Raw genomic sequence first — 21,923 nt, 5'->3', positions numbered from 1 at the left:
AAAACTTCAACGTTTTCAGGGGCTTCGACTACTTCGCGTATGGCGGAGAGATAGGGATTTGAACCCTAGGTACTGTTGCCAGTACAACGGATTTCGAATCCGTCCCGTTCGACCACTCCGGCATCTCTCCAATGGCGCGCATCATACCAGCGATTTCGTTTCTGGCAAACCTTTTTTGAAAAAAATTCGCGTGGTATCAGGCGCTTGCGTGAACGCGCCGCTTACAGCGGCACGCCCAGGCGTTTGGCAACTTCTTCGTAGGCTTCGATCACGTCACCCAGACCCTGGCGGAAGCGGTCCTTGTCCATCTTCTTGCGGGTCTCTTTGTCCCACAGGCGGCAGCCGTCCGGGCTGAATTCGTCGCCCAGAACGATCTGGCCGTGGAACACGCCGAACTCCAGCTTGAAGTCGACCAGCAGCAGGCCTGCGTCGTCGAACAGCTTGCTCAGCACTTCGTTGACCTTCAGCGACAGCTTCTTCATCTCGACCAGTTGCTCGGCGGTGCCCCAGCCGAAGGCGACAACGTGGGATTCGTTGATGAACGGATCACCCTTCTCGTCGTTCTTCAGGAATAGCTCGAAGGTGGACGGCTCCAGCTTGATGCCCTCCTCCACGCCCAGGCGCTTGACCAGGCTGCCGGCGGCGTAGTTACGCACCACGCACTCGACCGGGATCATGTCGAGTTTCTTCACCAGGCACTCGTTGTCGCCCAGCAGCTTGTCGAACTGAGTCGGCACGCCGGCTTCTTCGAGCTTCTGCATGATGAAGGCATTGAACTTGTTGTTCACCATGCCCTTGCGGTCGAGTTGTTCGATGCGCTTGCCGTCGAACGCCGAGGTGTCGTTACGGAACAGCAGGATCAAGCGGTCGGCGTCGTCGGTCTGGTAAACCGATTTGGCCTTGCCGCGGTAGAGTTCGTCGCGTTTTTCCATGATGGGCTCCGCTTGCTTGAGTGGGTGGGCTAGGCGATTTGGCGCCAGTCGAGCCCATGTTCCTGATTCGCCACCTGGAGCCAGTCCGGATCGCACCCGAGGGCGTCGACGAAGCACTGGCGGGCCAGATGTGGCAGGTTGTTCTTGCTGCTGAGGTGGGCCAGCACCAGGTGCTGCAGGTTCTGCCAGCCCAACTCGGCCACCAGGCTCGCGGCCTGGTGGTTGTTCAAATGTCCCTGGCTGCCGCCGACCCGCAGCTTTAGAAAATGCGGGTAATGCCCACGGGCCAGCAGGTCGCGGCAGTGGTTGGCCTCGATCAGCAGGGCATCGAGCCCCTGATAGCGCTCCAACAGCCGGGCGTCGTAGCTGCCCAGGTCGGTGAGCATGCCGAAACGTCGACGACCATCGCTGATCACGTACTGCAGCGGCTCGTAGGCATCATGCTCGACCCGTGCCGCGCTGACCTTGAGATCGCCGATCTGCAACACATCGCCACAACCGAGAAAACCGGCCACCTCGACCGGCTTGCGCATGCCGCGCAATGTGCCCTGGCTGAGGTAGACCGGTACATTGTAGCGGCGCGAGAGCAACCCCACCCCATGCACGTGGTCGGCATGTTCGTGGGTCACCAGCACCGCGCTCAGTTGCGCGGCCGACACCCCGAGCAGCGCCAGGCGCCGCTCGGTCTCGCGCAGGGAAAAGCCGCAGTCGACCAGGATGAAGGTTTCACCACTGGCGATGAGCGTGCCGTTTCCCTGGCTACCGCTTCCTAGAACCGCGAAGCGCACTTAGCCCAGGTGGTCCTGGATCGCGCTCAGCACGCGGCGGGCGACATCGGCCGGGGCCACGGTGTTGATGTTCTTCTCGACGGTCACCTGGACGTTGTCGCCGACCTTGCTCAGGCGCACCTGGTAGCGCTCGGCACGGGCTTCACGCTCTTCCTTGCTCGGCTCGCTGCCGAACAGGCGGCTGAAGAAGCCAGGCTCCTTCTGCTTGTCGTCAGGCTTCTCGGACAGGTTGATGTAATACAGGCCCAGGCTGCGGTTGATGTCCTCGACACGCCACTCGCCCTGTTCCAGGGCGCGGCCGACGCCGGACCAGGCGCGGTCCAGGTCCGAACCCAGGAACAGCACCGGGTTGCCGCTGCCGTCCTCGCTCAGGCTGACCTGGCTCGGGGCATCGAAGTCGCGCGCGGCCAGCAGCGAGACCGAACCGCCCTTCTCGGCGCTGCGGTTCATGCTGGCAAGCATTTCGTCGACCAGCAGGGCGTCGGTGCCGGTGTTGCTGGAGGCGGACGGGAAGTCAGGCTCGGCAGTGCTGCCGGCCGGACGCTCGACGCTGACCACATACACCTCGGAGGTGTTGCGCTGCACGCCGGGCTCCATGCGCACCCGCACACGGACTTCGCTGTCCGGGCTGCTGGAGGTGCTGGCCAGGCGCTGGCCGAGGGAGGCCGACAGCTCGTCGAAACGCTGCCAGGTGGTGTTGAATTCGCCAGTCTGCGGACGTTCTTCGGCAATGCGGAAACCGTTGTCCTCGAAGAACTGGCGAGTCACCGGCCAGACTTCGGCGGGCGAGCGCTGGGCCAGCACCCAACGGCTGTTGCCGCTGCGCTGCAGGCTGAAATCGCTGATGCCGGCGGTGGCCGACAGCGGCTGTGGACGGGGTACCTCGAACTCGCCGGTGGCGCGATCATCGGCCACGTTGCGCGGGATCGGCAGCAGCGGATCCAGGCGCTTGACGTTGCTGGCGTCCGGCGGCAGCTGCATCGGCGCGGTCGGTTGCGCCTGCAGGTAGTCGCTGCCACGGTCGCGGAAATAGCCATCCTCGCCCCACAGCCAGCCGCACCCGCTGGTGCTGGAGATGATCAGGGCGAGAGCGGAAAGACCAGCCAGTCGCTTCATGCGGTGTACTTCCTCGATTAAACCAGTACGCCGGACTGGCGCAAGGCAGTACGGACTTTTTCGTGACAGCCTTCGCTCAGCCAGGTCAGTGGCAGGCGAATGCCCTGCTGCATCAGGCCCATTTGCACCAGCGCCCATTTCACCGGAATCGGGTTGGCTTCGCAGAACAGGTCTTTGTGCAGCGGCATGAGTTTTTCGTTGATCGCGCGGGCCTTCTCGGCATTGCCCTCAAGGGCGGCCTCGCACAGGTCGGCCATTTCGCGCGGGGCGACGTTGGCGGTGACGGAGATGTTGCCCTTGCCGCCCATCAGGATCAGCTCGACGGCGGTCGGATCGTCGCCGGACAGGACGATGAAGTCCTTGTCGACGCCGTCCAGGATGGCCTTGGCACGGACCAGGTCGCCGGTGGCTTCCTTGATGCCGATGATGTTCTTGACCTTCGACAGACGGATCACGGTGTCGGCCTGCATGTCGCAGGAGGTGCGGCCGGGCACGTTGTAGAGGATCTGCGGGATGTCGACGGCTTCGGCGATGTGCTTGAAGTGCTGGTACAGGCCTTCCTGGGTCGGCTTGTTGTAGTACGGGACCACCAGCAGGCAGGCGTCGGCGCCGGCATTCTTGGCGTTCTTGGTCAGGTGCACGGCTTCGGCAGTGGAGTTGGCACCGGTACCGGCGATCACCGGGATCCGCTTCTTGCTGTGCTTGACCCGCTCGACCACGTGCTTGATGACCAGGATGTGTTCTTCGACATCCAGCGTGGCGGACTCGCCGGTGGTGCCGACAGCTACGATCGCGTGGGTGCCGTTTTCCAGGTGGAAGTCTACAAGCTTGTCGAGGCTGTCCCAGTCCAGACGCCCTTGTGCATCCATGGGAGTGACCAATGCCACCATACTGCCCGCAATCATGTAACTGCTCCTGCCGGAAAAAGAGAGCGGTAATGGTACTGGCGCCATCGGCCTTGCACAAGCGAAGCAGGCGGGCGGAGCATTCCCCTTCGCGCCGCTTTTCGCTACCCTTGATCCTTTGATCGGTGCAGCACGGCCCGCCGGGCCGTCGACAGTGCTCCCGGCCTGCGTCCACAGCCGCCAAAACCGGCCCGGGCCCTGCTGAAAAAGGAGGCTTTGCCCCCGTCCTGCATCGACCGCTCATCGCTTTAGGAATGCTGCATGTCCACCCCCACCGTTCGCGAACAATTCCTCGTCATCAGCGCCCTGGGCCCCAACCCCATGGAGCTGGCCAACGTTCTCAGCCGCGCGGCCTTCGACAACCGCTGTGCGGTGGTCACCTCGCGCCTGTCGCGCCACGGCGAGACCAGCGCCCTGGTGCTGCAGGTCGGCGGCAGCTGGGATGCCCTGGCCCGCCTCGAAGCCACCCTGCCGGGCCTGGGCAAGAAGCACGGCCTGACCCTGGACGTGGTGCGCAGCGCCGATCAGGAAGTGCGCCCGCAGGCCCTGCCCTACGTGGCCTACGTCAGCGCCGCCTATCGCCCGGACATCATCAACGAGCTGTGCCAGTTCTTCCTCGACCACCGCGTCGAGCTCGAAGCGATGACCTGCGACACCTACCTCGCGCCGCAAACCGGCAGCAGCATGCTCAACGCCCAGTTCACCGTGATCCTGCCGGCCGGCACCCAGATCAGCTGGCTGCGCGACCAGTTCCTCGACTTCGCCGACGCTCTGAACCTGGACGCGCTGATCGAACCGTGGCGCCCACAGAACCCCATGTAAGGAAACCCCCATGGCCGTAGCACTCGACCAACCCGTCGCCGATTTCCAGGTCCAGGCCACCAGCGGCCAGACCGTCAGCCTGGCTGACCTGAAGGGCCAGCAGGTGGTGCTGTACTTCTACCCCAAGGACAGCACCCCGGGCTGCACCACCGAGGGCCAGGGATTCCGCGACCAGCACGCGGCGTTCCAGGCGGCCAACACCGTGGTGTTCGGCGTGTCGCGCGATGGCATCAAGTCGCACGAAAACTTCAAGGCCAAGCAGGCGTTTCCCTTCGAGCTGATCAGCGACAAGGACGAGGCGCTGTGCCAACTGTTCGACGTGATCAAGCTGAAGAAGCTGTACGGCAAGGAATACCTGGGCGTGGACCGCAGCACCTTCCTGATCGACAAGGACGGTGTGCTGCGCCAGGAATGGCGCGGGGTGAAGGTACCGGGGCATGTGGATGCGGTGTTGGCGGCCGCGCAGAATCTCGATAAGGCTTGAGATCTTGAGGGCGCTTTGCGCCCTATCGCGGCACAAGGCCGCTCCTACAGGAATCGCGTTCCCCTGTAGGAGCGGCCTTGTGCCGCGATAGGGCTGCAAAGCAGCCCCAGACCTACAACATCGGCGCCACAGACCTGTCCTGCCGCGGCCACGCGTCCAACACTGCCTTGAACAGCGTCGCCAGCGGGATCGCGAAGAAGATCCCCCAGAACCCCCACAGCCCGCCGAAAAGCAGCACCGCGCAGATGATCGCCACCGGGTGCAGGCTCACCGCCTCGGAGAACAGCAGCGGCACCAGCACGTTGCCATCGAGCGCCTGGATGATTGCGTACACCGCCATCAGGTAGATGAACTGGTCGCCCCAGCCCCACTGGAACAGCGCGATCAGCGTCACCGGCACCGTCACCACCACCGCGCCGACATAGGGCACCACCACCGACAGGCCCACCAGCAGCGCCAGCAAGGCGGCATAGTTCAGGCCCAGGCTGATGAAGGCGATATAGGTGGCGATCCCGCAAATCAGGATCTCGATGCCCTTGCCGCGGATATAGTTGGCGATCTGCCGGTTCATCTCATCGCCCACCCGGTTGAGCAGCGTGCGCTCACGCGGCAGATAGCCGCTGACCCAGCGCCCGATCAGTTCGCGGTCCTTGAGGAAGAAGAACACCAGGATCGGCACCAGCACCAGGTAGATCATGGCGTTGACCAGCAACGGCAGGCTCGACAGCGAGAAGGTCAGCGCCCATTGGCCGAACTTGCCGATCTCGCCGCGCACCGATTCGATGGCGCGCAGCACCTGCTCGTCCGACACCAGGTGCGGATAGCGCTCGGGCAGCAGCAGCAACAGCGACTGCCACTTGCCGAGCATCCCCGGCAGTTCGTTGAACAGGGTGATCAGCTGATGCCAGAGCAGCGGCACCAGCACCAGCATGAACACCGCCAGGGCGCCCATGAACAGGGCGAACACCATCCAGACCGCCAGCCTGGAGGGCACCCTCAAACGCTCCAGGGCATTGACCAGCCCCTGCATGAGGAACGCCAGGACCATGCCCGCCAGCACTGGCGCAAGCATGCCGCCCAGGGTCAGCACCACGGTGAAGGCCAGGAACAGCAGGACCGCCAGCACCACGGCCTCCTCGTCGGAGAAGTAGCGCTGCATCCAGTCGCGAAGCACTTTGAACATTGACGATCCTTGGGAAAGACTCAGGCCTTGCGCAGCCAGTAGGTGTACACGCCGGCCTCGGCCGTTTCGTGCAGCAGCGTATGACCGGCCAGCTGGGCGAAAGTGCGGAAGTCGCGCTGGGAGCCGCCGTCGGTGGCGATCACCTTGAGCACCGCGCCACTGGCCAGGCGATTGAGTTCCATCTTGGCCTTGAGCAGCGGCAACGGGCAGTTCAGCCCGCTGGCGTCAAGCTCGGCGTCGCTGGTCGGGGTGTCACTCATCGGGCGCGTCTCCGGGGTATGGACAGAAAGGTCTGGTAGGATACCGCCACTGGTCGGCATCGCGCGACCCGGCTACAGTAAGGCTTTTGACCGACGCGAGCTTCTGCATGAATCTACTGCGCCCTACCCTGTTGACGCTGGCCTGCCTGATGGCCCTTCCCGGCCACGCTGACGACCTGCCGTCACTGGGCGACGCCAGCTCCGCGATCGTCTCGCCGCAACAGGAACACCAGCTCGGTCGCGCCTGGCTGAGCCTGTTGCGCGGCCAAGTCAACCAGCTGAACGACCCGCAGCTCAAGGACTTCGTCGAGACCAGCGTGTACAAACTGGCCGAGACCAGCCAGCTGCAGGACCGGCGCCTGGAGTTCATCCTCATCGACAGCAAGGAACTCAACGCCTTCGCCGCGCCCGGCGGCATCGTCGGGGTCAACGGCGGTCTGTTCCTCAATGCGCAGACCGAAGGCGAGTATGCTTCGGTGCTGGCTCACGAACTGGCGCACTTGTCGCAGCGCCACTTCGCCCGTGGCGTCGAAGCCCAGCAGCGCATGCAGTTGCCCATGATGGCCGCGCTGCTTGCCGGTATCGTCCTGGCCGCCGGCGGTGGCGGCGATGCCGGCATCGGTGTGATTGCCGGCACCCAGGCGGCGGCGATCCAGGAGCAGCGGCGCTTCTCCCGACAGAACGAACAGGAAGCCGACCGTATTGGTATCCAGAACCTGGAAAAGGCCGGTTACGACCCACGCAACATGCCCAGCATGTTCGAACGCCTGGCGCGCCAGTACCGCTATGACGCCAAGCCGCCTGAATTCCTCCTTACCCACCCGGTGACCGAGTCGCGGGTAGCCGATACCCGTAACCGTGCCGAGCAGGCGCCCAAGGGGGGCGTCGAGGACAGCCTGCGTTACCAGCTGATTCGTGCACGGGTACAGCTCACCTATGAAGGCACCCCGGGCCTGGCCGCCAAGCGCTTCCGCGCCCAGCTCGACGAGAATCCCCAGATGGACGCCGCGCGCTATGGCCTGGCGCTGGCACAGATCAAGGGTGGCCAGCTCAACGAAGCGCGGGAGAACCTCAAGCCGCTGCTGGCCAAGGCGCCCAACGACATTACCTACAACCTCGCGCAGATCGACCTGGACATCACCAACAACCGCCTGGCCGACGCTCAGCAACGCGCCCAGCGCATGCAGGCGCTGTACCCGGCCAACTATCCGTTGAAACAGGTGCGCGCCGACCTGCTGATCAAGCAGAACAAGCCGGCCGAGGCGGAGAAGGTGCTGGACGACCTGGTCAAGAACCGCCCGGACGACCCGGACGTGTGGTACGACGTCGCCGAAGTGCGAGGGCTGTCGGGCAACACCATCGGCCTGCACCGCGCCCGCGCCGAGTACTTCACCCTGGTTGGCGACTTCGACCAGGCGATCCAGCAGCTCGACTACGCCAAGCGCCGCTCGGGCAGCAACTTCCCGCTGGCCTCGCAGATCGACCAGCGCCAGCGCGAGATCATGGAGCAGCAGCGGATGGTCAAGGAGATGATGGGCCGCTAGGCGTCAGAACCGATAACCCTGTAGGAGCGGCCTTGCGCCGCGAAAGGGCCGCAGAGCGGCCCCTGTTTTTTGCGTGACCCTGAACATCCTGGGGCCGCTCTGCGGCCCTTTCGCGGCGCAAGGCCGCTCCTACAAGGTGATGTCAGGCGTTGCCTGATAACTTCAACCGCGCCGCCTGGGTGAAGTCGAGCATGCGGTTCAGCGGCTTGATCGCCTTGGGAATCAGCGCAGGCTCGACGAAGATCTCGTTACTGCCCTTGCGCAGGCAGTCGAGCGTGCGTTCCAGGGTGTTCATCGCCATCCACGGGCAATGCGCGCAGCTGCGGCAGGCCGCGCCGTTGCCGGCGGTCGGCGCCTCGACGAATTCCTTGTCCGGACACAGCTGCTGCATCTTGTAGAAGATGCCGCGGTCGGTGGCGACGATGAAGGTCTTGTTCGGCAGGGTCTGCGCCGCCTTGATCAGCTGGCTGGTGGAACCCACCGCGTCGGCCAGTTCGATCACCGCTTCCGGCGACTCCGGGTGAACCAGGATCGCCGCGTCCGGGTACAGCGCCTTCATGTCGGCCAGCTGGCGCGACTTGAACTCTTCGTGAACGATGCAGGCACCGTCCCACAGCAGCATGTCGGCCCCGGTCTGCTTCTGGATATAGCGGCCCAGGTGCTGGTCCGGCCCCCAGATGATGGTCTCGCCGTTGTCCATCAGGCTTTCGACGATCTCCAGGGCGCAGCTGGAGGTCACCACCCAGTCGGCCCGTGCTTTCACCGCCGCGGAAGTGTTGGCGTAAACCACCACGGTGCGCTCGGGATGCTGGTCGCAGAAATCCGAGAACTCCTTGACCGGGCAGCCCAGGTCGAGGGAGCAGGTCGCCTCCAGGGTGGGCATCAACACACGTTTTTCCGGGGTGAGGATCTTCGCGGTTTCGCCCATGAAACGTACACCCGCCACCACCACGGTCTGCGCCGGGTGGTTCTTGCCGAAACGCGCCATCTCCAGCGAGTCGGACACGCAGCCGCCGGTTTCCTCGGCCAGGGCCTGGATCACCGGGTCGCAATAGTAGTGGGCCACCAGCACGGCGTTCTGCTTTTTCAGCTCGGCGGCGATGGCCGCACGGTACTCGGCCTCCTGCGCGGGCGTCAGCGGGTTGGGCTGCTTGGCATCGAGGTGGGCCTGGACCAACAGGCGTTCGGAAATCTGGGTCATGATCGCTGGACCTGCGGGGCGCTTGAGCGCGTCAGTCGAGTGTATCACCCGGCCCTGGCAGATCGGCTAATGGTGCCGGACGGCCAGCGTCTCGGCCCCTCTGCGGGCGCGGATTCTTATCGGACGCGAAGGCTACAGGCAATCGGAGGGATGCAAAAGGGGTTTTTGCGTTGGCCGCCCCAATGCAGTCGCGGGGCAAGCCCGCTCCCACGAAGCCATCCAGTTCATGGCGACTTCGTGGGAGCGGGCTTGCCCCGCGAAAGGGACCGCGAGCCAGCGATCAGCCCTGCGGCTGGAGTGCCGCCAGGTGGCCGCTGATCAGCATGGCGAACTCTTCGACGGTCATCTTCTTGCCGTTGAAGTCGACCATGCCGTCGGCGTATTGCAGGCTCGACACCACATCACTGCCCTGCACCGTGGCCATGCCGCTCTGCAGCGCCATCATGCCGACCATCTCACCGGCCTGGCTGGACTGCTGGGCGATGGCCTGGGCATCGGTCTCGCCCTCGAGCAGCGCCTGCAAGGTGGCCAGGTCGGCGACCATCGGCTTGGAAACGCTGAGCTTGGCCTTCAGTTGCGTCAGCAGCTGCTTGCCCAACTGGTCAGGCGGCAGGTCGAACGAGCTCGGGCTGGCAAAATCCATCGCCAGATTGAAGTGGCTCTCGCCATTGGCGGTCTTGAACGCCAGCTTCTCCACCGCCACCTGCGGCTTGGCCACCAGCAGCTTCTGCAGGTCGCCCTGGACCTTGGCCTGCTCCTCGGGGCTCATTTCCAGCGCTGGAGCCTCGCCATCAGCGGCGGCCTGCTGCATCTGCGGCAGCTGGGTCTGGTACCACTCCATCAGCGCCTGCATGGCCGGAATGTCGATGGACTTCATGGTCAGGACCATCTCTGCGCTGCCCACCTTGCGGCCGGCGTAGCTGATGTCGTCGACCTTGTATTCCAGGCGCCCGGCCAGCTTGTCCTTGGCCTCGCCCTCGGCGTTGTACAAGTTGTTCTGCTGCAGGCCCTTGAGCACCAGCACTTCCTGCTTCGGCCCGAAGGTCACCTGGGTGTCGGCCAGGGCCAGGTCGAAGTTGCCGACATAGACCATGTCGTGGGCGGTCTCAGTGAGCTTGCCACCGGCCTTGAAGCCGTTGAGCAGGATCTTCACCGGCGCCTGCTGCTCGTCGACGAAGTTCAGCTCGAGGTGCTCGGCGCTGCTGTGGATCTCCACTGCCTTGCCTTCGCGGTCGCCGCGCAGCGCGAGCTGCAGGCCGGAGAAGTCCAGGACATTGCCGCCGTCCTCTTTGAGCGTGACTGGCGCCAGGCGGATGTCGCTGTCGACGCTGCCGCCATAGCCGAGGCTGACCTGGGCGGTGACCGGCGGCTTGTCGCCGGCGGCGGCGAACCAACCGCTGGTGAAGTCATCCTTGTCCAGCGTGCTGTTGCTGGTGGCCATGACCGGCATCAGCTTGAAGGCCTTGACCCGCGACCAGGGGAACGGGCCGTGCTCGATCTGGTCGGTCACGCCCACCTGGAAGTTCAATGCCTCGGCTTCGCCGAGCTGCACGTTCTCGGCCTTCAGGCGGTAGTGCGCGGTGCTGGTGAAGAAGTGCTGGTCCAGCGAGACCAGCTCGATGGTCATGCTGCCGCCGTTGCCGGCCAGGGCTTTCTTCAGCTCTTCGTTGCCGCGGGCGACGGAACGCTCCAGCTCCGCGGGCAACTGCTTGCCGGTGTACCAGGCGCCAGTGGTGGTTGCGACGGCGATGGCCACGGCCAGACCGGAAAGGATGCCTACTGATTTCTTCATGAATAGAACCGATTGCTGTCCATAAGGAGGTCGTTTGAGCGGTCCACGGAAACGAGGCCGCGCGCAGATGGCAAGAATACCATTGGCACCCGGCCCACGCGGTAATGCGTGAGGCATTTTGTGTGTCGACGCACAGCCGGGCACTTGGTTTGCCAAAGAAAAATTGTCAATTTTTACGAACATCAAAATCGACTTACGATCTGCTCAATCGGCCAAAAGCAATGCATAACGGCCAAATAAACCGATTCACCTTCCATACACTTGGCACTCTGTCATGTTTAACTTGACACTCAAACGACCATCGTTGTTTATTTCGCGCACCCCGCAGCTCCAACATAAAAGGTGAACAACATGGAGCCCATCCGCTCGACCTTGTCGTGCCCGTCATACGCCGTGCCCGTTGTTTCGATCAAGGAGCAGCGCCCGCATGCAGCCTGACCACAGCGCCCCCGGCAACGCCCAATTCCGCAAGTCCCTGCGTCTCTGGCATGTGGTGATCATCGGCCTGGCCTACCTCACCCCGATGACCGTGTTCGACACCTTCGGCATCGTCTCCGGCATCACCGCCGGGCACGTGCCCAGCGCCTACCTCCTGGCCCTGGCCGGTATCCTGTTCACCGCCGTGAGCTACGGCACCCTGGTGCGGCGCTTCCCGCAATCGGGCTCGGCCTATACCTACACCCAGCGCGCCATCAACCCGCACGTGGGCTTCCTGGTGGGCTGGTCGTCGCTGCTGGACTACCTGCTGCTGCCCATGGTCAACGCGCTGCTGGCCAAGCTCTACCTCTCGGCGATGTTCCCCGAGGTAGCGGCCTGGGTGTGGGTGGCCGGTTTCGTCACCCTGATCAGCCTGATCAACATGCGCAGCGTCAACCTGGTGGCGCACTTCAACCTGTTGTTCGTCGCCGTGCAGGTGGCGATCATCGGTGTATTCATCTACCTGTGCTGGCGTGGCCTGGACCACGGCGAAGGGCTGGGCACCGCCTGGAGCCTGGTGCCGTTCGCCGACGACCAGACCCAGTTCGCCGCCCTGGCCGCCGGCGCGACCATCCTGTGCTTCTCGTTCCTGGGCTTCGACGCGGTGACCTGCCTGTCGGAAGAGACCCGCGACCCGGGCAAGACCATCCCCCGGGCGATCTTCCTCACCGCGCTGATCGGCGGCGTGGTGTTCATCGGCGTGTCCTACTTCATCCAGGCCTACTTCCCGACCATGGCGCGCTTCCATGACCAGGAAGCGGCCCTGCCGGAAATCGCCCTGTACGTCGGCGGCAAGCTGTTCCAATCGGTGTTCATCGCATGCACGGTGATCAACACCATCGCCTCGGGCCTGGCCTCGCAGACCAGCGTGTCGCGCCTGCTATACGTGATGGGCCGCGACAACGTGATCCCGGCCGGGGTATTCGCCCGCCTGCACCCGCGCTACAAGACCCCGGTGCTGAACATTGCCGTGGTCGGCCTGATCTCGCTGTCGGCGATCTTCTTCGACCTGGTCACCGCCACCTCGGTGATCAACTTCGGCGCGCTGGTGGCCTTCAGCTTCGTCAACCTGTCGGTGATCAACCATTGCTACATCCGCGAGGGCCGGAACAAGGGCCTGACGAACAACCTCAAGTATCTGGTGGCGCCGACGATAGGCTTCTGCATCATCGTCTCGCTGTGGCTGGACCTGAACGAACACTCGTTGTTGTTCGGCGGTGTCTGGGCCCTGCTTGGCGTGCTCTACCTGGCCTGGCTGACCAAGGCCTTCAGGGTAGCGCCACCGAACTGCATCGCCGACTGACCCCGCCGACGCCCGCCTGACCGCGGGCGTCCTGTTTGCCCGAGAAGGAAAAGCCCATGTTGCTGCGCCGTCTCTCCATCCAGTGGAAGATCACCCTGCTTGCCGGCCTGTGCCTGCTGGCCATCGTCGCCCTGCTGGTGGCCACTTCGCTCACCCAGGCCCGACGCAGCGCCGAGCAGGTGTTCCAGGCCAACACCGAGCTGCTCGACCACAGCGCCCGTCTGCGCCTGCAGGCCCACGGCGAGACCCAGGCCCTGCGAATCCAGCGCTATTTCATGGACGCCTACCAGTACGGCAACGGCTTCGCCCGCCTGGTGCAGGCACTCAAGGCCCGTGGCGGCGCCGACCTGCGCACGGAACTCAGCCGCGAGGCCCGTGCCGCCCTGGCTGGCAACGCCGACCTGATCGGCCTGTATCTGGTGTTCCAGCCCAATGCCCTGGACCAGCAGGACGCCCGCTTCGTCGGCCAGGTCGACAACGCCAGCAACGACAGCGGCCGCTTCTCCCTGTACTGGTCGCAGCCCGGCACCGGCAACCTCGAGGTGGAGGCGATGCCCGAGTCGATGCTCGCCGACACCAGCATCGGCGCCAACGGTTCGCCCTACAACCGCTGGCTGACCTGCCCGCTGGAGACCGCCAAGGCCTGTGTGCTCGACCCGTACTTCGACGAGGTCAACGGCCACCAGGTGCTGATGACCAGCATCGCCCTGCCGCTGCTGGAAAACGGCAAGGTGGTGGGCGTGGTCGGCCTGGACATCGGCCTGGACAATCTGCAGCAACTGAGCCTGGCCGGCCGCCAGGAGCTGTTCGATGGCCAGGGCCAGGTCAGCATCGTCAGCCCTTCGGGCCTGCTCGCCGGCCACAGCCAGGACGCCAGCCAGCTGAGCAAGACCGTGCAGCAGGCCTTCGGCGCCAGCGCCACCGCCCTGGCCGACTCGCTGCGCGCCGGGCAGGCGGTCGAGCGTCTGGACGGCGGCACCATGCGCATTTCCCGGCCTTTCGCCCCGATCCCCGGCGCGGCGCCGTGGCAGGTCCTGCTCGAGCTGCCCGAACAGGTGCTGCAGGCCCCCGCCGTCGCCCTCAACCAACGCCTGGACAGCCAGAACCAGAGCGCCAACCTGGTCAGCCTGCTGATCGGCCTGGGCGCTGCCGTGCTGGGGCTGCTGCTGGTGTGGCTGACCGCCCGTGGCGTGACCCGGCCGATCCTGGCCGTGGCCGCGCGCCTGAAGGACATTGCCAGTGGCGAAGGCGACCTGACCCGACGCCTGGACTATGCCCGCAACGACGAACTGGGCCAGCTGACCGGCTGGTTCAACCGTTTCCTCGACAAGCTCCAGCCGGTGATCGCCCAGCTCAAGGGCTCCTTGCAGGAGGCCCGCGGCACCGCCGACCAGTCGGCGCTGATCGCCAGCCAGACCAGTGACGGCATGCAGCAACAGCACCGCGAGATCGAGCAGGTGGCCACCGCCGCCAACGAGATGAGCGCCACGGCCCACGACGTCGCCCACAATGCCGCCCAGGCGGCACAAGCGGCGCGCGGCGCCGACCAGGCGACCCGTGATGGCCTGGCACGGGTGGCCGCCACTCGCGAGGCGATCGGCGAGCTGGCCGGCGGCATGAACGCGGCCATGGACGAGGCCCGCGCCCTGGAAAGCCGTGGCGAGCAGATCGGCTCGGTGCTCGAGGTGATTCGCGCCATCGCCGAGCAGACCAACCTGCTGGCGCTCAACGCCGCCATCGAGGCCGCCCGCGCCGGTGAAGCCGGGCGTGGTTTCGCGGTGGTCGCTGACGAGGTGCGCAACCTGGCCCAGCGTACGCAGGTCTCGGTGGAGGAGATCCGCCAGGTGATCGAGGGGTTGCAACAAGGTACCCAGGACGTGGTCGGCGCGATGCACGCCGGCCAGCGTCAGGCCCAGGACAGCGCCGCGCAGATGGAGCAGACGTTGCCGGCGCTGCAGCGGATCGGCGAGGCGGTGGCGGTGATCACCGACATGAACCTGCAGATCGCCTCGGCGGCCGAGGAACAGAGCGCCGTGGCCGAGGAGGTCAACCGTAACGTGGCGGGGATACGTGATGTGACCGAGTCGTTGGCAGGTCAGGCCGACGAATCGGCGCGGATCAGCCAGGCACTGAACCGTTTGGCCAACCAGCAGCAGGTATTGATGGAGCAGTTCCGAGTGTAGCCGTTGGTTGATCTTGATCTTGATCTTGATCGCAAGGTTAACCCCTTCCCCACTAGCGACAGCTGCGTCAGCCCAGGCGCCGCCCGTAACTTCGCGACTTCAGGAGGCCGAACGCAGGCCTTGCGAAGGGAGGTGACGGGCATGGATGCCCGTCAAGCGCTGGGGCCCAGGATGGGCCCTGCAGCGCGGCCCTCCCGGGAGCAAGGCCGGAGTGAGGGTACCCGGAGCGAAGCGTAGGGCCGGATGAATGGAGCGAGGATTTTTTGGTTCCTTTTTGATCCTTCAAAAAGGAACTCGCCGTAAGGGCGAAAAGGTGACTATGCGTCGACATCGCAAATGAATGCACTTACAACTATTAAAACCGACGCCGACCGCATTTGACTTTGACTTTGACTTTGACTTTGACTTTGACTTTTAAATAGTCTGTTTTGAAATCTATATGCGCATTCATTTGCGATGGTGACGCATAGTCACCTTTCCGCCCTTACGGCGGGTCCCTTTTTGAAGGATCAAAAAGGAACCAAAAAATCCTCGCTCCATCATCCGGCCCCTACGCTTCGCTCCGGGGTTCCCTCGCTCCGTTCTTGCTCCCGGGAGGACCGCGCTGAACGCCCCATCCTGGGGCGCAGCGCTTGACGGGCATCCATGCCCGTCACCTCCCTTCGCAAGAACTCCGCTCGGCCTCCTGAAGTCGCAATTGGTGTTGCCTGATCTACCGCGCGCTTAGAAGCAAAAGCAAACAGCAACTACAAGAGCGAATAACAAGAGTAAGTTACTTGTATCTCACTCGTCGGTCTCTCCGGGACTTTCATGAATTGTTGACGATCTTTTCACGCTCCCCCCTTTAGCGTCGCCTGCCAACCGATCCGGCAGGCAACCGCTCTCTGAGGCACACGTGTCCCGTACAACTCCCCCCGCTAGCAAATCCATCGACTGGTCTGGCCTCGGCTGGCTCCTGCTGTTCTTCTGGTACTTCTCCGGCGTCACCCAGGCCCTGCTGCTGTTCAGCGGCACCACCGGCTTTGCCGGCTTTCGCGACGCCTTGTTCCTCAGCAGCCTGTGGCTGGCCCCAGTACTGCTGCTGCCACGCCTGACCCGCCCCCTCGCCGCCCTGATCGGGCTGGTGTTGTGGGCCAGCTCGCTGGTCGGCCTGAGCTATTTCGGCATCTACCGCCAGGAGTTCTCGCAAAGCGTCATCTTCGTGATGTTCGAGTCCAACACCGCCGAAGCCGGGGAATACTTCAGCCAGTACTTCAGTATCTGGCTGTGCCTGGGGCTGCTGCTCTACAGCGCGATCGCCGTGCTGCTGTGGCGACGCATACGCCCGGTCACCCTGCCACGGTACAGCCGCCTGCCGGTGGTCGTCCTGTTGCTGACAGCGACCCTGGGCTACCCGTTCTACAAACAGATGGTCTCCCAGCAACGCAGCTTCGCCGACGCCCAGGAAAAGGTCGAACAGCGCATGGCGGCCGCGGTGCCCTGGCAACTGGTGGTCGGCTACCGGCAGTACCGCCAGCAGCTCGACAACATGCAGGCCCTGCTGGAACAGAATGCCGCCCTGCCGCCGCTGCAGGACCTCAAGGACAACAGCGGCGACGCGCCGCGCACCCTGGTGCTGGTACTGGGCGAGTCCACCACCCGCGAACACATGCACCTGTACGGCTACAACCGCGACACCACACCGAACCTCGATGCCCTGGCCGCCCGCGACAAGGGCCTCACCGTGTTCCGCAACGTCGTCTCGCCACGCCCGTACACCATCGAGGTGATGCAGCAGATCCTCACCTTCGGCGATCAACAGCACCCCGACCGCTTCCTCACCGATCCATCGCTGATCAACCTGATGAAACAGGCCGGCTACAAGACCTTCTGGATCACCAACCAGCAGACGATGACCAAGCGCAACACCATGCTCACCACCTTCTCGCAGCAGACGGACGTGCCGGTCTACCTGAACAACCAGCGCAACCAGAACGCCAGCCAGTACGACAGCGTGGTGCTGGAGCCCTTCGAAAAAGCCCTGCAGGACCCGGCCGGCAAGAAGCTGATCATCGTCCACCTGCTCGGCACGCACATGGATTACCGCTACCGCTATCCGGCCGGTTTCGACCACTTCAAGGACAACACCGGCGCGCCGGCGGCGCTGTCCCCCGACCAGGTACGGACCTACAACTTCTATGACAACGCCGTGCGCTACAACGACTTCGTCGTGTCCGACCTGATCAAGCGCTATTCGGCCAGCACACCGAACGGCTTCCTGCTGTACCTCTCCGACCATGGCGAGGACGTCTACAGCTCCGGCAATCACGATCGCCTCGGCCGCAACGAGGCCGACCCGACCCGGCCGATGTACACCATCCCCTTCCTGCTCTGGACCTCGCCCAGCTGGCAGGCGGGGCACCCGCGCGACCTGCAGTCGATGACCAACCGCCCCTATAGCAGCGCACACCTGATCCACACCCTGTCCGACCTGGCGGGCCTGAGCTACGACCGCTACGAGCCGGCCAAGAGCCTGGTCAACGAAGCGTTCACCGCCAGCCCACGCTGGATCGGCGACCCGTACGCGAAAAACGGGCTGCACGCGTTCGACAACCTGCCCGACACCCGGGCGAAACAGCAACAGCGGACCGCCAGCAGCAGCACGGTTCGCCCTGACGAAGGCTGACAGCCCGCGACAAGGCCGCCCCTCACACCAGTCCCTCCGCTTGAAGGGACACGCCCCCCAAGAACCGATATCTGGCCCCCAGGTATCGGTTTTTTGCTGCATCAATGATGAATAAATTTCTGCCATATTGTTTCGTACATTTCATGACAATTACAAAACGACAATATTCCACTCCACAATGACGTCAATACACCCCAGTAATCATGGGCAATTCAAATGAGTACGTGCAAACACCCGCATTGGCACATCATCAAAACGACGAAATCAAACATTCCAAAACGGAATGATATGGCAACTAATTGTCGTTTGTTGCGAACACCTTTCAACGCCAATACTGATTTCAATCAATGCAATCGCGACCGCCGCGGCACTGGAGAAGCCGCCGGCCGACCGGCGCCCAAACCGCGCCCGTCACCTGCAACTGGAAGTGGTCAGATCACAACAAAAACAACAACTCACCCGAATGCAGATCCAATAGGTTGCCCATGACCCATTCGAACAACAACGCAAGTTTGACTGCCGCAACCCCGCCTTCCGGACACCTCAAACGCACGCTCACCAGCCGCCACCTGAACATGATCGCCATCGGCGGCTCCATCGGCACCGGCCTGTTCGTCTCCTCCGGCGCCACCATCGCCCAATCCGGCCCCGGCGGCGCGCTGCTGGCCTTCGCGGTGATCGGCCTGATGGTCTACTTCCTGATGACCAGCCTCGGCGAAATGGCCGCGTGCATGCCGGTCAGCGGCTCGTTCTCCACCTATGCCTCGCGCTACGTCGAAGAAAGCTTCGGCTTCGCCCTGGGCTGGAACTACTGGTACTCCTGGGCCGTGACCATCGCCGTGGACCTGGTGGCCGTGCAGATCATCATGCTCTACTGGTTCCCGGACACCCCCGGGGTGATCTGGAGCGCGGCCTTCCTGGTACTGCTGTTCGCCCTCAACGTCGCCTCGGTGCGCTTCTTCGGCGAGGCCGAGTTCTGGTTCGCCCTGATCAAGGTCATCACCATCATCATCTTCATCGCCGTGGGCGTGCTGATGCTGCTGGGCATCCTCGAAGGCGGCCAGGACGGCGGCGCCCATCTCTGGCAGATCGGCGACGCGCCCATCGCCGGCGGCCTGCCAGCGCTGATCGGCGTGGCGATGATCGTCGGCTTCTCGTTCCAGGGCACCGAGTTCGTGGGCATCGCCGCCGGCGAAACGGAAAACCCGGGGCGCAATATTCCCAAGGCCGTACGCCAGATCTTCTGGCGCATCCTGCTGTTCTACGTGCTGACCATCGTCGTGATCGGCCTGCTGATCCCCTACACCGACCCACGGCTGCTCAAGGACGGACTGTCGGACGTCACCATTAGCCCGTTCACCCTGATCTTCACCAAGGCCGACATGCTTGCCGCCGCCGCCGTGATGAACGCGGTGATCCTGACCTCGGTGCTGTCCGCCGGCAACTCGGGCATGTACGCCTCCTCGCGCATGCTCTACAGCCTGGCGCTGGAGCGCAAGGCGCCGGCCATCTTCGCCAGGGTAACTCGCAGCGGCACGCCGGTCTGGGCGCTGCTGGCCACCGCCGCAGTCGCCGGCCTGTGCCTGCTGAGCTTCCTGTTCAGCCCCGGCAAGCTCTACCTGTGGCTACTGAACACCTCCGGCATGCTTGGCTTCATCGCCTGGCTGGGTATCGCGATCAGCCATTACCGCTTCCGCCGCGGCTACCTGTTCCATGGCAACGACCTGGCGAAACTGCCGTATGTGTCGAAGTACTTCCCGTTCGGCCCACTGTTCGCCTTCGGCCTGTGCATGGTGGTGATGCTCGGACAGAACTACCAGGCATTCATCGGCGGGCAGATCGACTGGATCGGCGCCTTCGCCACCTACGTCGGTCTGGTGCTGTTCGTGGTGGTCTGGTTCGGGCACAAGCTGATGACAGGTTCCAGGGTGGTGCGCTACAGGGAAATGGACTTCTCCAGCATCGAGATGCGCAAGGCCGAACGCAGCAAGGCAGAGCCCGCCGGCGATGCGCTCGCGGCCAGCCAGCAGCCCGCCTGAACACTCCATTGGCGGACCCGCTCCGGTCCGCCCACCACTGCTCCGGGACCCTGATGAACAGCACCTTCGACTCCTACTACGAAGCCACCGCCAGCAGAACCTTCTACCCCGCCCAAAGCGGCCGCACCGATACCCGCGTCTGCATCCTGGGTGGCGGCCTGGCCGGCCTGTCGACCGCGATCGGGCTTGCCGAGCGCGGAGTGAGCGATGTGACCCTGCTCGAGTCGCAACGTGTCGGCCATGGCGCCTCGGGACGCAACGGCGGCTTCGTCTTCGGCGGCTACAGCCTCGGCAACGCCGACCTGCTATCGGCGCTGGGCGCCCACGAGGCCCGCAAGCTGTATCGGCTGACACTCGACGCCGTCGACCTGATCCGCGAACGCACCCGCCGCTACACCATCGACTGCGACCTGGTCGACCAGGGCGTGATCCTCGCCAACTGGTTCAACGACCCGTCGCGCCTGGAGAAACCGCGCCAGCTGATGAAGCAGGCCTATGGCGTCGACTGGGAATACATCGCACCCGGCGAGCTGAAGGAACAGCTCAGGACCGAGCGCTATTACGGCGGGTTGCTGGAGCGCAACGCCTTCCACTTCCACCCGCTCAAGTACGTCTGCGGCCTCGCCCAGGCCGCGTCCCAGGCCGGGGTGACGATCTTTGAGCAGTCGCCGGTGACCGGCATCGAGAAGAAGGCTGGCGGCTACATCGTGCGCACCGGCCAGGGCGAAGTCCATGCCGAGGAAGTGGTGTTCTCCGGAGGGGGCTATAGCCGCGGCGTTTATGCCCCGATCGAACGCGCCGTGCTGCCGATCGCCACCTACGTGGTGACCACCCCACCACTGGGCGATCGCCTGTCGGAGGCCATCAACTGCCAGTCGGCCATCTACGACACACGCTTCGCCTTCGATTACTACCGCCCGCTAAAAGACACCCGGATCCTATGGGGCGGACGCATCTCCATCCTCGATCGCGGGCCGCAGGCCATCGCCAGGCTGCTCAAGGCAGACCTGGTGAGCGTCTACCCGCAACTCGAGGACGTGGAACTGGAATACTCCTGGGGCGGCCTGATGAGCTACGGACGCCACCAGATGGCGCAGATCGGCCAGGACGACAACGGCATCTGGCACGCGGTTGGCTTCGGCGGCCACGGCATGGCCCCGACCACGGTCGCTGGCGAAGTGCTGGCGGACGCCATCGCCCGTCGCCTGCCGATCCCGAGCGGTTTCAGCCAGTTCGGCCTCGAACGTACCTTCGGCCTGGCCGGCCTGGTGGCCGCGCAGGCCACCTACACTGCCTACCAGGCGCGTGATGCCTTCGATGCGCGGCGGTTGAATCGTTGACAGTGGGCCAGGGCACTTTTCGACAGGCATGAAAAAGCCCGCCATGAAGGCGGGCTCTTTCGTACTGCATATGGTGGGTCGTGTAGGATTCGAACCTACGACCAATTGGTTAAAAGCCAACTGCTCTACCAACTGAGCTAACGACCCGTTGGATGGCGCGTATATTACTGATTTCTCAGAGGAAATCAACACCCCATCGCAAAAAATTCAAAAATACCGGGTGGGGTCCTTTATGCCGGCCGCCTTGAAGCCGTCGGCACGCAGACGGCAGCTGTCGCACTTGCCGCAGGCACGCCCGTCGTCATCAGCCTGGTAGCAGGAAACGGTCAGGCTGTAGTCCACGCCACGGGCGATGCCCGCCTGGACGATCTGCGCCTTGCTCAAGTTCTGCAACGGCGCCTGGATACGGAAGCCCTGCCCTTCCACACCGGCCTTGGTGGCCAGGTTGGCCATGCGCTCGAAGGCCTCGACGAATTCCGGGCGGCAGTCCGGATAACCGGAGTAGTCCACGGCGTTGACACCAATGAAGATGTCACGGGCTTCGAGCACCTCCGCCCAGCCCAGGGCCAGGGACAGGAACACGGTGTTGCGAGCCGGCACGTAGGTGACCGGAATCCCCTCGCTCGGCGCCTCGGGCACATCGATGCTGCTGTCGGTCAGGGCCGAGCCACCGATGCCGTCGAGGTTCAGGCCGATCACCTTGTGTTCGATCACGCCCAGGTCACGGGCCACCCGCGCTGCGGCATTGAGCTCGGCGCGGTGGCGCTGGCCGTAGTCGAAGCTCATGGTGTAGCACTGGTAGCCGTCGGCCTTGGCCATGGCCACCACGGTGGCCGAGTCCAGGCCACCGGACAGCAGGATTACCGCGCGTTTGTCAGTCATGTCTTTT

The 21,923-nt window shown here is 64.0% G+C and carries 17 protein-coding genes, 2 tRNA genes and 1 pseudogene; 9 read left to right on the top strand and 11 right to left on the bottom strand.

What is annotated here, in order from left to right:
* Window positions 1–40: 40 nt before the first annotated feature.
* From LU671_RS24505 to dapA, 5 genes are all read right to left on the bottom strand, one after another.
* Window positions 41–130 (bottom strand) — tRNA-Ser (locus tag LU671_RS24505).
* 91 nt (window positions 131–221) lie between these two features.
* Complete coding sequence (purC, locus tag LU671_RS24500; RefSeq protein WP_016392503.1) at window positions 222–932, bottom strand: phosphoribosylaminoimidazolesuccinocarboxamide synthase; 711 nt, start codon at window positions 930–932, stop codon at window positions 222–224.
* A 29-nt stretch (window positions 933–961) separates the two neighbouring features.
* Window positions 962–1,720: an MBL fold metallo-hydrolase gene (locus LU671_RS24495; RefSeq protein ID WP_232857174.1), complete on the bottom strand. Its 759-nt coding sequence runs from the start codon at window positions 1,718–1,720 to the stop codon at window positions 962–964.
* On the bottom strand, window positions 1,721–2,836 hold the full coding sequence (gene bamC / locus LU671_RS24490) for an outer membrane protein assembly factor BamC (RefSeq protein ID WP_232857173.1): 1,116 nt from the start codon (window positions 2,834–2,836) through the stop codon (window positions 1,721–1,723).
* Between the two features lie 17 nt (window positions 2,837–2,853).
* Window positions 2,854–3,741, bottom strand: a complete 888-nt coding sequence (dapA, locus tag LU671_RS24485; RefSeq protein WP_203651288.1) for a 4-hydroxy-tetrahydrodipicolinate synthase — start codon at window positions 3,739–3,741, stop codon at window positions 2,854–2,856.
* 261 nt (window positions 3,742–4,002) lie between these two features.
* Between dapA and LU671_RS24480 the strand changes: the two genes are divergently transcribed.
* Complete coding sequence (locus LU671_RS24480) at window positions 4,003–4,563, top strand: glycine cleavage system protein R (RefSeq protein ID WP_028692994.1); 561 nt, start codon at window positions 4,003–4,005, stop codon at window positions 4,561–4,563.
* 10 nt (window positions 4,564–4,573) lie between these two features.
* On the top strand, window positions 4,574–5,047 hold the full coding sequence (locus LU671_RS24475; protein ID WP_232857172.1) for a peroxiredoxin: 474 nt from the start codon (window positions 4,574–4,576) through the stop codon (window positions 5,045–5,047).
* A 112-nt stretch (window positions 5,048–5,159) separates the two neighbouring features.
* Here the strand turns inward: LU671_RS24475 and LU671_RS24470 are convergent, their stop codons facing one another.
* Both LU671_RS24470 and LU671_RS24465 read right to left on the bottom strand, forming a co-directional pair.
* Window positions 5,160–6,230, bottom strand: a complete 1,071-nt coding sequence (locus LU671_RS24470) for an AI-2E family transporter (protein ID WP_232857170.1) — start codon at window positions 6,228–6,230, stop codon at window positions 5,160–5,162.
* 20 nt (window positions 6,231–6,250) lie between these two features.
* Entirely contained in the window at window positions 6,251–6,490 is a 240-nt protein-coding gene (locus tag LU671_RS24465) for a sulfurtransferase TusA family protein (RefSeq protein WP_028692991.1), read from the bottom strand.
* Window positions 6,491–6,597: 107 nt separating this feature from the next.
* Between LU671_RS24465 and LU671_RS24460 the strand changes: the two genes are divergently transcribed.
* Window positions 6,598–8,034 (top strand): M48 family metalloprotease, encoded by a 1,437-nt coding sequence (locus LU671_RS24460; RefSeq protein WP_203651283.1) that lies wholly within the window; start codon window positions 6,598–6,600, stop codon window positions 8,032–8,034.
* Between the two features lie 142 nt (window positions 8,035–8,176).
* On the opposite strand, the gene nadA is transcribed toward LU671_RS24460, so the two are convergent.
* Both nadA and LU671_RS24450 read right to left on the bottom strand, forming a co-directional pair.
* Window positions 8,177–9,235 carry a quinolinate synthase NadA gene (nadA, locus tag LU671_RS24455; protein ID WP_203651281.1) on the bottom strand — a complete coding sequence of 353 codons (1,059 nt, stop codon included), beginning with the start codon at window positions 9,233–9,235 and terminating at the stop codon, window positions 8,177–8,179.
* A 280-nt stretch (window positions 9,236–9,515) separates the two neighbouring features.
* Window positions 9,516–11,027: a YdgA family protein gene (locus LU671_RS24450; protein WP_232857168.1), complete on the bottom strand. Its 1,512-nt coding sequence runs from the start codon at window positions 11,025–11,027 to the stop codon at window positions 9,516–9,518.
* A gap of 427 nt (window positions 11,028–11,454) precedes the next feature.
* On the opposite strand from LU671_RS24450, the gene LU671_RS24445 reads away from it, so the two are divergent.
* The 6 genes and pseudogenes from LU671_RS24445 (at window position 11,455) to LU671_RS24425 (ending at window position 21,034) form a co-directional block, all read left to right on the top strand.
* Window positions 11,455–12,807 carry an APC family permease gene (locus tag LU671_RS24445; protein ID WP_232857167.1) on the top strand — a complete coding sequence of 451 codons (1,353 nt, stop codon included), beginning with the start codon at window positions 11,455–11,457 and terminating at the stop codon, window positions 12,805–12,807.
* A 56-nt stretch (window positions 12,808–12,863) separates the two neighbouring features.
* Window positions 12,864–14,132 (top strand): annotated as a pseudogene (locus tag LU671_RS29805) (PDC sensor domain-containing protein); the annotation flags it as partial.
* Window positions 14,133–14,234: 102 nt separating this feature from the next.
* Window positions 14,235–14,990: a methyl-accepting chemotaxis protein gene (locus LU671_RS29800; protein WP_442964147.1), complete on the top strand. Its 756-nt coding sequence runs from the start codon at window positions 14,235–14,237 to the stop codon at window positions 14,988–14,990.
* Between the two features lie 895 nt (window positions 14,991–15,885).
* A complete protein-coding gene (locus tag LU671_RS24435) occupies window positions 15,886–17,655 on the top strand; it encodes a phosphoethanolamine transferase CptA (RefSeq protein ID WP_232857165.1) in 1,770 nt (589 codons plus the stop codon).
* Window positions 17,656–18,140: 485 nt separating this feature from the next.
* Complete coding sequence (locus LU671_RS24430; protein ID WP_203651272.1) at window positions 18,141–19,694, top strand: amino acid permease; 1,554 nt, start codon at window positions 18,141–18,143, stop codon at window positions 19,692–19,694.
* 53 nt (window positions 19,695–19,747) lie between these two features.
* The gene (locus tag LU671_RS24425) at window positions 19,748–21,034 is read left to right on the top strand and encodes an NAD(P)/FAD-dependent oxidoreductase (protein ID WP_232857164.1); all 1,287 of its coding nucleotides are present in this window, start codon (window positions 19,748–19,750) and stop codon (window positions 21,032–21,034) included.
* A 71-nt stretch (window positions 21,035–21,105) separates the two neighbouring features.
* On the opposite strand, the gene LU671_RS24420 is transcribed toward LU671_RS24425, so the two are convergent.
* Both LU671_RS24420 and queC read right to left on the bottom strand, forming a co-directional pair.
* A tRNA-Lys gene (locus LU671_RS24420) sits at window positions 21,106–21,181 on the bottom strand.
* A 60-nt stretch (window positions 21,182–21,241) separates the two neighbouring features.
* Entirely contained in the window at window positions 21,242–21,916 is a 675-nt protein-coding gene (gene queC / locus LU671_RS24415; protein ID WP_203651270.1) for a 7-cyano-7-deazaguanine synthase QueC, read from the bottom strand.
* Between the last annotated feature and the right edge of the window lie 7 nt (window positions 21,917–21,923).

It is taken from the genome of Pseudomonas sp. NMI760_13, assembly GCF_021283245.1.
Lineage (GTDB): Bacteria > Pseudomonadota > Gammaproteobacteria > Pseudomonadales > Pseudomonadaceae > Aquipseudomonas > Aquipseudomonas peradeniyensis.
The sequence above is the reverse complement of the archived record's forward strand: the minus strand, read 5'-3'. Positions and strand labels throughout refer to the sequence as shown.

Excerpts from the sequence above, each read along its gene's own strand:
- LU671_RS24445 (WP_232857167.1), top strand. The coding sequence starts at position 11,455 with ATGCAGCCTGACCACAGCGCCCCCGGCAACGCCCAATTCCGCAAGTCC.
- LU671_RS24460 (WP_203651283.1), top strand. The coding sequence starts at position 6,598 with ATGAATCTACTGCGCCCTACCCTGTTGACGCTGGCCTGCCTGATGGCC.
- LU671_RS24470 (WP_232857170.1), bottom strand. The coding sequence starts at position 6,230 with ATGTTCAAAGTGCTTCGCGACTGGATGCAGCGCTACTTCTCCGACGAG.
- bamC (WP_232857173.1), bottom strand. The coding sequence starts at position 2,836 with ATGAAGCGACTGGCTGGTCTTTCCGCTCTCGCCCTGATCATCTCCAGC.
- queC (WP_203651270.1), bottom strand. The coding sequence starts at position 21,916 with ATGACTGACAAACGCGCGGTAATCCTGCTGTCCGGTGGCCTGGACTCG.
- LU671_RS24425 (WP_232857164.1), top strand. The coding sequence starts at position 19,748 with ATGAACAGCACCTTCGACTCCTACTACGAAGCCACCGCCAGCAGAACC.
- LU671_RS24465 (WP_028692991.1), bottom strand. The coding sequence starts at position 6,490 with ATGAGTGACACCCCGACCAGCGACGCCGAGCTTGACGCCAGCGGGCTG.
- LU671_RS24450 (WP_232857168.1), bottom strand. The coding sequence starts at position 11,027 with ATGAAGAAATCAGTAGGCATCCTTTCCGGTCTGGCCGTGGCCATCGCC.
- LU671_RS24480 (WP_028692994.1), top strand. The coding sequence starts at position 4,003 with ATGTCCACCCCCACCGTTCGCGAACAATTCCTCGTCATCAGCGCCCTG.
- purC (WP_016392503.1), bottom strand. The coding sequence starts at position 932 with ATGGAAAAACGCGACGAACTCTACCGCGGCAAGGCCAAATCGGTTTAC.
- LU671_RS29800 (WP_442964147.1), top strand. The coding sequence starts at position 14,235 with ATGCAGCAACAGCACCGCGAGATCGAGCAGGTGGCCACCGCCGCCAAC.
- LU671_RS24430 (WP_203651272.1), top strand. The coding sequence starts at position 18,141 with ATGACCCATTCGAACAACAACGCAAGTTTGACTGCCGCAACCCCGCCT.
- nadA (WP_203651281.1), bottom strand. The coding sequence starts at position 9,235 with ATGACCCAGATTTCCGAACGCCTGTTGGTCCAGGCCCACCTCGATGCC.
- dapA (WP_203651288.1), bottom strand. The coding sequence starts at position 3,741 with ATGATTGCGGGCAGTATGGTGGCATTGGTCACTCCCATGGATGCACAA.
- LU671_RS24475 (WP_232857172.1), top strand. The coding sequence starts at position 4,574 with ATGGCCGTAGCACTCGACCAACCCGTCGCCGATTTCCAGGTCCAGGCC.